This is a genomic window from Microcoleus sp. B3-A4 (genome assembly GCF_036705385.1).
GTDB lineage: Bacteria > Cyanobacteriota > Cyanobacteriia > Cyanobacteriales > Microcoleaceae > Microcoleus.
Window position 1 is genome coordinate 96,696 of the sequence record NZ_JAUBUI010000013.1, and the last position, 6,955, is coordinate 103,650.

4 protein-coding genes are annotated in these 6,955 nt (G+C 45.0%); 2 read left to right on the forward strand and 2 right to left on the reverse strand.

The window, feature by feature from the left end; all coding sequences use genetic code 11:
* Positions 1–48: 48 nt before the first annotated feature.
* Together QUB33_RS08885 and QUB33_RS08890 are read left to right on the forward strand one after the other, a co-directional pair.
* On the forward strand, positions 49–2,535 hold the full coding sequence (locus QUB33_RS08885) for a putative PEP-binding protein (RefSeq protein ID WP_333349537.1): 2,487 nt from the start codon (positions 49–51) through the stop codon (positions 2,533–2,535).
* 334 nt (positions 2,536–2,869) lie between these two features.
* Positions 2,870–3,316, forward strand: coding sequence for a hypothetical protein (locus QUB33_RS08890; RefSeq protein WP_333349539.1), 447 nt, complete (start codon positions 2,870–2,872; stop codon positions 3,314–3,316).
* A gap of 269 nt (positions 3,317–3,585) precedes the next feature.
* On the opposite strand, the gene QUB33_RS08895 is transcribed toward QUB33_RS08890, so the two are convergent.
* The gene (locus tag QUB33_RS08895; protein ID WP_333349541.1) at positions 3,586–3,873 is read right to left on the reverse strand and encodes an RNA-binding protein; all 288 of its coding nucleotides are present in this window, start codon (positions 3,871–3,873) and stop codon (positions 3,586–3,588) included.
* 637 nt (positions 3,874–4,510) lie between these two features.
* The gene (locus tag QUB33_RS08900; RefSeq protein ID WP_333349543.1) at positions 4,511–6,076 is read right to left on the reverse strand and encodes a methyl-accepting chemotaxis protein; all 1,566 of its coding nucleotides are present in this window, start codon (positions 6,074–6,076) and stop codon (positions 4,511–4,513) included.
* Positions 6,077–6,955: the final 879 nt, after the last annotated feature.

Sequence of the window (6,955 nt, forward strand, 5' to 3'; positions counted from 1 at the left end):
TGGGAAAAACTCTCAAATTCAATCAGTTTCCACCGACAGGCTCGCAGCGTGAAAAACCTCTACTGGTTAGACAAAATTCAACCTTCAGACCGAGATGCAGTGGGAGAAAAAGCATTTTACTTGAGCTCTTTGCTCCAGAAAAATCATCCTGTTGTACCGGGTTTTGTCGTGCCGGCTCAAACATTTTGGCAGTTTTTAGAGTCGATCGAGTGCCTAGAACCGCTGTTTGCTGACTGGCCAAACTCTTCCCTGCACTTGAATGTCGATGAACCCAGACAACTGCAATCGATCGCCCGCAGCATCCGCCACCAAATCCTCGCCGGCAAACTGCCAGATTCACTGCTCTCCACCCTAGAGTCTGCTGTTTCTCAACTCAACTCACAGTCCAACTTAAACTCCACAGCCTTAATTTTTCGCCCTTCCCTGACTTCCTGGAACCCGAAAACATTCGGCATTCTGGAATCTCAGGCAGTACGGGCAGAACCCGAAGCCATTGGGGCCGGACTCAAACGAGCTTGGGCAGAAATGTTCAGAGCCCGAAGTCTATTTTACTGGCAGCGGTGCGGCCTGCGGGTACAGCAAATCAATCCCGCAGTTTTGGTGCAGCCACTTCAAGAAGCGATCGCCGCAGGCGAGGTAAAAACAAAGGGGGGCGCACAGTGGGAAATCCAAGCCACCAGCGGTTTGGGATTGTCCCTCGCTAGGGGAGAAACCATCCCCGATTACTATCAAGTGCAGCCAGAAACAACCGCCGTTAAATTCCAGCGGATCGGTTACAAAACATTAGCCTACAATCTCAAAGTCGGCGATGGAGAACCGAAAAAAAAACTGCATATCGGCAAGTTTTCTGCTTTCCCAATTCCCGATTCTCCATTTCTAATTCATGATTGGGGTGACTGTTGCGTGCAAGTTTTAGCCCTGGGAGAGGAAGCACAAACAGAATACATTTTAGAGGAAGCGCAACTGCAAGAAATTATTGAATTGAGTAAAAAAGTGAGCGCAGAATTTGACTCGGATTTAATTTTGGAGTGGACGCTAAACCAGGCAGCAAACAGCGGCGAACAGCAGTTTTATTTCACTCAAGTTCGTCTTGTGAAAGGGGAAAAAGTCGCGCCACTAGAGGAAAATTCGATCGCCCGAGAGCACCCAAACTCGATCGCCCCAGCCAGAACTCCTGCGATACTCAGAGGTGTGGGAGCAGCATCAGGAAAAGCCGAAGCAATTGCCCAAGTTATGACTAATTGCCACCCAGAAAACGCGGAATTCTTAGCCGGAGGCATTTTGGTAGCCCGGACAATCGAGCCGAATTGGCTGCCTTGGCTGAAGGTCGCGGCTGGGGTGATTGCGGAACAAGGAGGCATGACCTGCCACGGCGCCATTTTAGCTAGAGAATTGGGGATTCCCGCCGTTGTGGGAGTGGCAGGGGCCACTCGGGCGATCGCCTCGGGCGATTCGGTTTTGGTAGACGGCGATAGCGGAGAAGTTTTTGCCCTCGCCCAACACGATGCGATCGAGACAGGAGACAGCGGCCGACTTCGGGACACAGCAAAAAAGGCAGATGTATACAGTACAGCAGCAAAAATGTCAATAGCCAAGCACCAATCTTCTACCTCCGATCGATCGTCCAATTCCGCACCTAAATCTCGGCAATCTGAGTCTACTCAATATGTTTGGGGTCCACCAACGGCGACTCAACTGCTAGTTAATGTCAGCCAAACAAGTTCGATTGACCGCCTCAAAAATCTGCCAATAGACGGCATCGGATTGCTGCGATCGGAATTAATGGCATTAGAAGCTTTGGACTGTCAAAACCCCAAACTTTGGCTACAAGACGGTCGCCAATCGGAATTTGTCGATCGCATGGCGGATTGCCTCAGCTTATTTGCTGCTGCGGTTTCGCCGCGGCCAATATTTTATCGCTCTCTCGATTTACGCGAGTCAGGCGCCCACGGCAGTTTCAGTTATACCTTTGAACCGGAATTATTTGATTGGGAACTCTGCGTCCTTCAAAAAGTCTGCGAGTCAGGCCATACCAATGTTAATTTAATTTTGCCTTTCGTGCGCTCGGTTGACGAGTTTATATACTGCCGACAGCGCTTAGAAACAGTTTGGAAAAACCGCTCAACCGAGTTTCAAATGTGGATTATGGCGGAAGTTCCTTCGGTGTTATTTTTATTGCCAGATTACGTAAAAGCAGGAGTTCAAGGAATTTCCATCGGCACCAACGATTTAACCCAATTGCTGTTAGGCATTCACCGCCAATCCGACCAGGTAGCAGGTGCTTTCAACGGGCGCGATCGAGCAGTGATGAGGGCGATCGAACAATTAATCAAACAGGCCCGGGCCGCCGGCATTCCTTGCTCAATCTGCGGCGACGCTCCCGCATTGTATCCCGAGACAGTTGAATCCTTGGTGCGGTGGGGAATTTCGTCTATTTCGGTCAATGTCGATGCTGCAGAACAAACTTCCAGGGCGATCGTCCGCGCCGAACAGCGCCTGTTGCTAGAAGCCGCTCGATCGATAATTAACAATTAACCACTCCCGGACTCACTTGACCCCAGAAACCCGGTTTCTACTCTAAATCATGGCTTTGGCAAGCAGCCACCCGCTCAGCAATCGGCTTTCGAGACAACCCGTGCGTCCAGGAATATTAACAACTACAGAAGCCCTGTTTCTGAGTAGATATAGCAACCGCCCTGACGGTTAGGAAATCCTTACTTTCTCAAACCCTTGCTTTGATTCCTTTTATTGCTTCTTCCTTCTTCCTTCTTCCTTCTTCCTTCTTCCTTCTTCCTTCTTCCTTCCACTAACATCCGATTTTAAAGCTAGGATAGAAATATCACCACATCTTGACCCGGAGGTACAAACCGTGAAATCAAAAATTATTGCAACCGCAGCAATACTTGCCACCCTGACCTTTCTGCATCCTCACCCAGCATTATCTCAACCTGCAACTGACGGTGGCAAAAAACCCGGATTCTGGCAACCTCAAGCGCAGGTTGACAATACTCGCAACATTACCCTCAGACTGTTAAATGAAACTGGATTAAACCTAGAATACGGTCAATCAGGTGCCAGCTTGTCATCCTTGCCCGTCGGAACCAGCAAAAACATCATTGTTCGTATCAGCAATCGCACCGGGGACATTGCCAATATTCCGATTAATACCACAGGAGGAACCGCAACTTTGAAATACGACTATAACGTTGACTCGCAGACAAACCTTGTGACGATTCGCATCACCAGATCAGATCCCCGCACTAGGCAAGACCGCTCAGTTTATATTGATGAGAAAGGGCGAGTTTACTCTTTCTAAGACTAACGCTCATCAACCCGGTTTCTCCTGATAAATTTTGCTTTTAGCAGCGAGGTATCGCGGAAGAAATCGGGTTTCTAGACTAGCGTGCATAAATTCTCTCTTTCTCAAAAAGTTATGAATCAAGTGCAGCCCGCAAAGAATCGATGTTTTTGTGCAGCGGATTTGACATTGCATCCCCAAAATCAACTGCTGCTAGCAATTCGGCGCTAGTGGCGCACTGGTGCATCAGGTGGGTTCCGACAGGATGCCAACCGCCGCATCGCGGACTAATATCCGTCGTTTCTCTTGATACCTGCGCCTCGATTTCCCTCTTCTTTCGGTTTAGCTTTGTTCACTCGCAAGGGGCGCCCCATCCACTCTGCACCGTCTAATTCGGCAATTGCAGCGTCTTCTTGGGAATCCTCCATCATCTCAACAAATGCAAAACCGCGCATCCGACCGGTTTCCCTGTCGGTAGGCAAGACAACTCGCTTGACTGTGCCGTATTCTGCAAATACTGCTTTCAGGTCTTCTTCGGTGGCGCGGTAAGACAGATTTCCAATGTAGATAGTCATGTCGATCGAACTGAACTTGTGGTGCTATACATAATAACCTGTTAATTTAACTGTCAAGTGCTATCTACCATACAACTGGGCAATCGACTTTGACTAAAAGGGTTTGCCGCACTGACCAACCCTTGGTACTGGCTGCAATAGTTAGCTCAATCAAAACTCATATCCTCACTCATCCGCAGGGGGAGTGAGGATATGAGTTTTGGGGTTGCGAGGACTCCTACCCCTGAACAATATTTGATTTTAATCAGATCACTGATGGGTGGGCGACGAATCACCAAGCATCTTCTGAAACAAAGCGACTAACAAGGTCTAATATATTAGGTTGCTTTGGATCGCGAGCGTTGATATAGCGGTTCTCAACTTTCGTGAGTTACTTGGCAGTTAATTACCAATTCCCCACTTCTTCCATTCTTTAATCTACAATTTAAATCTGTACCTCATTCACTTGAGAATTGCTATACACATCTAGACAGCCCTTTGAGGAAAGCTACTTCACCTCTCCCCAGCCCTTTCCTAAAGGGGGAGATGTCACCTTCAATCCTGGGGCCAAAATTGGAATTGCAAATGGGAAACGAGGAATGGGACAAATTTTCTCTCCATCTCTTTAATCCCCAAGTTAGGATATTACTTTTCTCAATTAAACTAAAGATGTGAGATTTAAAGCAGCTTTGTTAAGTGTTTGAGTGCCAATTCGACTTTGGGTAATACCGCTGGCTGTTTCCGTTGCTCCTTTATTCAGAAGATTCATCGCATCTACCACTTGCTCAATAGCGATCGCCTGCTGTTTAGTATTCAGATAAATTTGCTGACTGCTGACAACAACACTGTTAATAGCATTAGCGACATTGTTAAAATTATCCGCCGTACCTTCAGTCAATTTCAGGCTATTATCTAAAGTTTTTTTGCCCTCATCTGTTACCGTCACTGTCTTATTAATGGCATTTTTAATATCGTTTACTAAATCATTAATCTGAGCCGACGATTTTTTGCTTTCATCTGCGAGTCGGCGAATTTCCCTCGCCACCACCCCAAACCCCTTTCCTTGTTCTCCGCTGCGTACTGCTTCCACTGTAGCGTTAATTGCCAGCATATTAGTTTGATTAGCCAAATCGCTGACTAAATTGGTAATATTAGCAATCTGATTGGTTTGCTGGCTCAAATGTAAAACTTGCTCGGCGATAGCTCCGACTTTTTCCGTCAAACTCAACATTCCCTGCTGGGTTTTATGCACCACTTTACTGCCTTCTGCTGCCATGTTTAAGACATTACTGGCATTCTCAAGGGCTGACTCGGCTTGCATAGCTGATTGCCTCGATGATGCGCCCAATTCATCCATTGTGGTAGTTGTTTGATTAACAGAAGCAGCTTGTTGTACAGCAATACGTTCCTGTTGCTCAATTGTAGCAGCGATCTCGGTAGAAGAACTGACAATCATATTAATAATACCTTTCAGCGCTTTATCTAAAGGTTTGGCGATCGCTATGCTTAAAGCTATTCCTAAACTAATCGCTGTTAGCGGTCCAACTGTCATCCCCAATAATACAGCTACTTGAGTCTTTCTACTATCAGTTTGTGCGGTTGTATAAGCCTCGTCAGCTTGTTTTCTGTTAGAAGCAGCCACTGCTAAAGTTGATTTTTCCGCTTGAATATATTTAATGCGAATTACCTTAGCTTGCTGACTAAGTTTATTCAAGAGGTTACTAGCTATGTTGGCTCTTGCCATTTCGGGGGACTTACTTTTACCCTGCTTAATTAGTTCTATCTGCAAAGCCAAAGGATTGAAAATTCCCAGTGTTTGAAATTCTTGATTAATTCGCAGGAGTTTTTGATCTTCCTGCTTCCAATCCTCCCAATACTTAAGCATTTGTTGATATAGTGCGTTTTCCTCTGAGGTACGTGGAGTGGCTTCGTATGCTTTAAACCCATCTTGAATCTGCTGCCAAGCCTTGTCCATTCTGTTTAAGGCATCTTGCCTTTCTGTTTGACTGAGTGCCGGATTAATTAGCGCTCTCTCGGATGACTCAATTTGGGTTTGTCCCTCGTTAATTTTCAATAATCCTTCAATACTCGGTAAGTTATTTTTACCGATAGTCTCTATGTGTTGACTGAGATTAGATGTTGAACTCCATCCTACCCAGGCAACTAAAAATACTAAAAGTCCCATAATCAGAAAGGCGCCGATCAGTCTGGTTTGTAAATTCATTTTTCTCAACATACTATTTCTGCTTCCTTCTACTACAGTTATCCTCGCTGCAATCATGAACATATCTTGTATATTATAGCTTTTATCAGGTAGAGCAAGTACCTATTAGGATTTTACCTTTGAGATTTTACATTTTAAAATTAGTAATTAATTGATGAGTAACTCCTGATCCTGAAAGTGACTATCGATTTTGGGTGACGACGCAGTTACGGTAGCTTTTTGGTTGTCATCGTGCTGAATTCATTTTTATAAACCCCTTTAGTCTACAGCTTAAAACCTGGGTTTACACAAACCAAGCCTGCCCACGCCAATTATAAAAAGTGGTAAGATTATAATTAAGTTTGGAGTTCAGAGATAACGCCTTTGTGAGGCCGATGAGGTATCATATTGTTAACTAATTTATAACTGTAAAATATAAAATATAAGATAAATGAACTATAATTCGCTCAAGAGTCACAGCATCACCATAAGTGGAGGAGACGCCCCCTCCACTCACAGCACGTTTGTTTGCCAAGCATCGAAATGATCATACATTACTAGCAAGGAAAGCTTATTATCTTGATTTTAGACAAGAAATTATCTATGTTTATCATTACGGAAGCAATCTCACAAAAATTAATACCTAACTGTTTTTTGGGAGTTCTCACTTTTGTAAAAAAATTACTTAAATCGCCTTCTAAAACCCGTAATATCGCTCGGCGAGCTAATTTATGCGATCGTGCAAAATTAAAGCCGAACAACGGGTAATTTTAGCGCCGAGGGCAAACAAAAAGGATTCAACTATTGAATAACTTCATTCTTAACTGGAGTTTAGACTAAGTAAAATCTCCAGGGGTAAAAAAAGGGAGTCTGAATTGAAAAGCAGACCCCACTTGGCAG

Excerpts from the sequence above, each read along its gene's own strand:
- QUB33_RS08895 (WP_333349541.1), bottom strand. The coding sequence starts at position 3,873 with ATGACTATCTACATTGGAAATCTGTCTTACCGCGCCACCGAAGAAGAC.
- QUB33_RS08900 (WP_333349543.1), bottom strand. The coding sequence starts at position 6,076 with ATGAATTTACAAACCAGACTGATCGGCGCCTTTCTGATTATGGGACTT.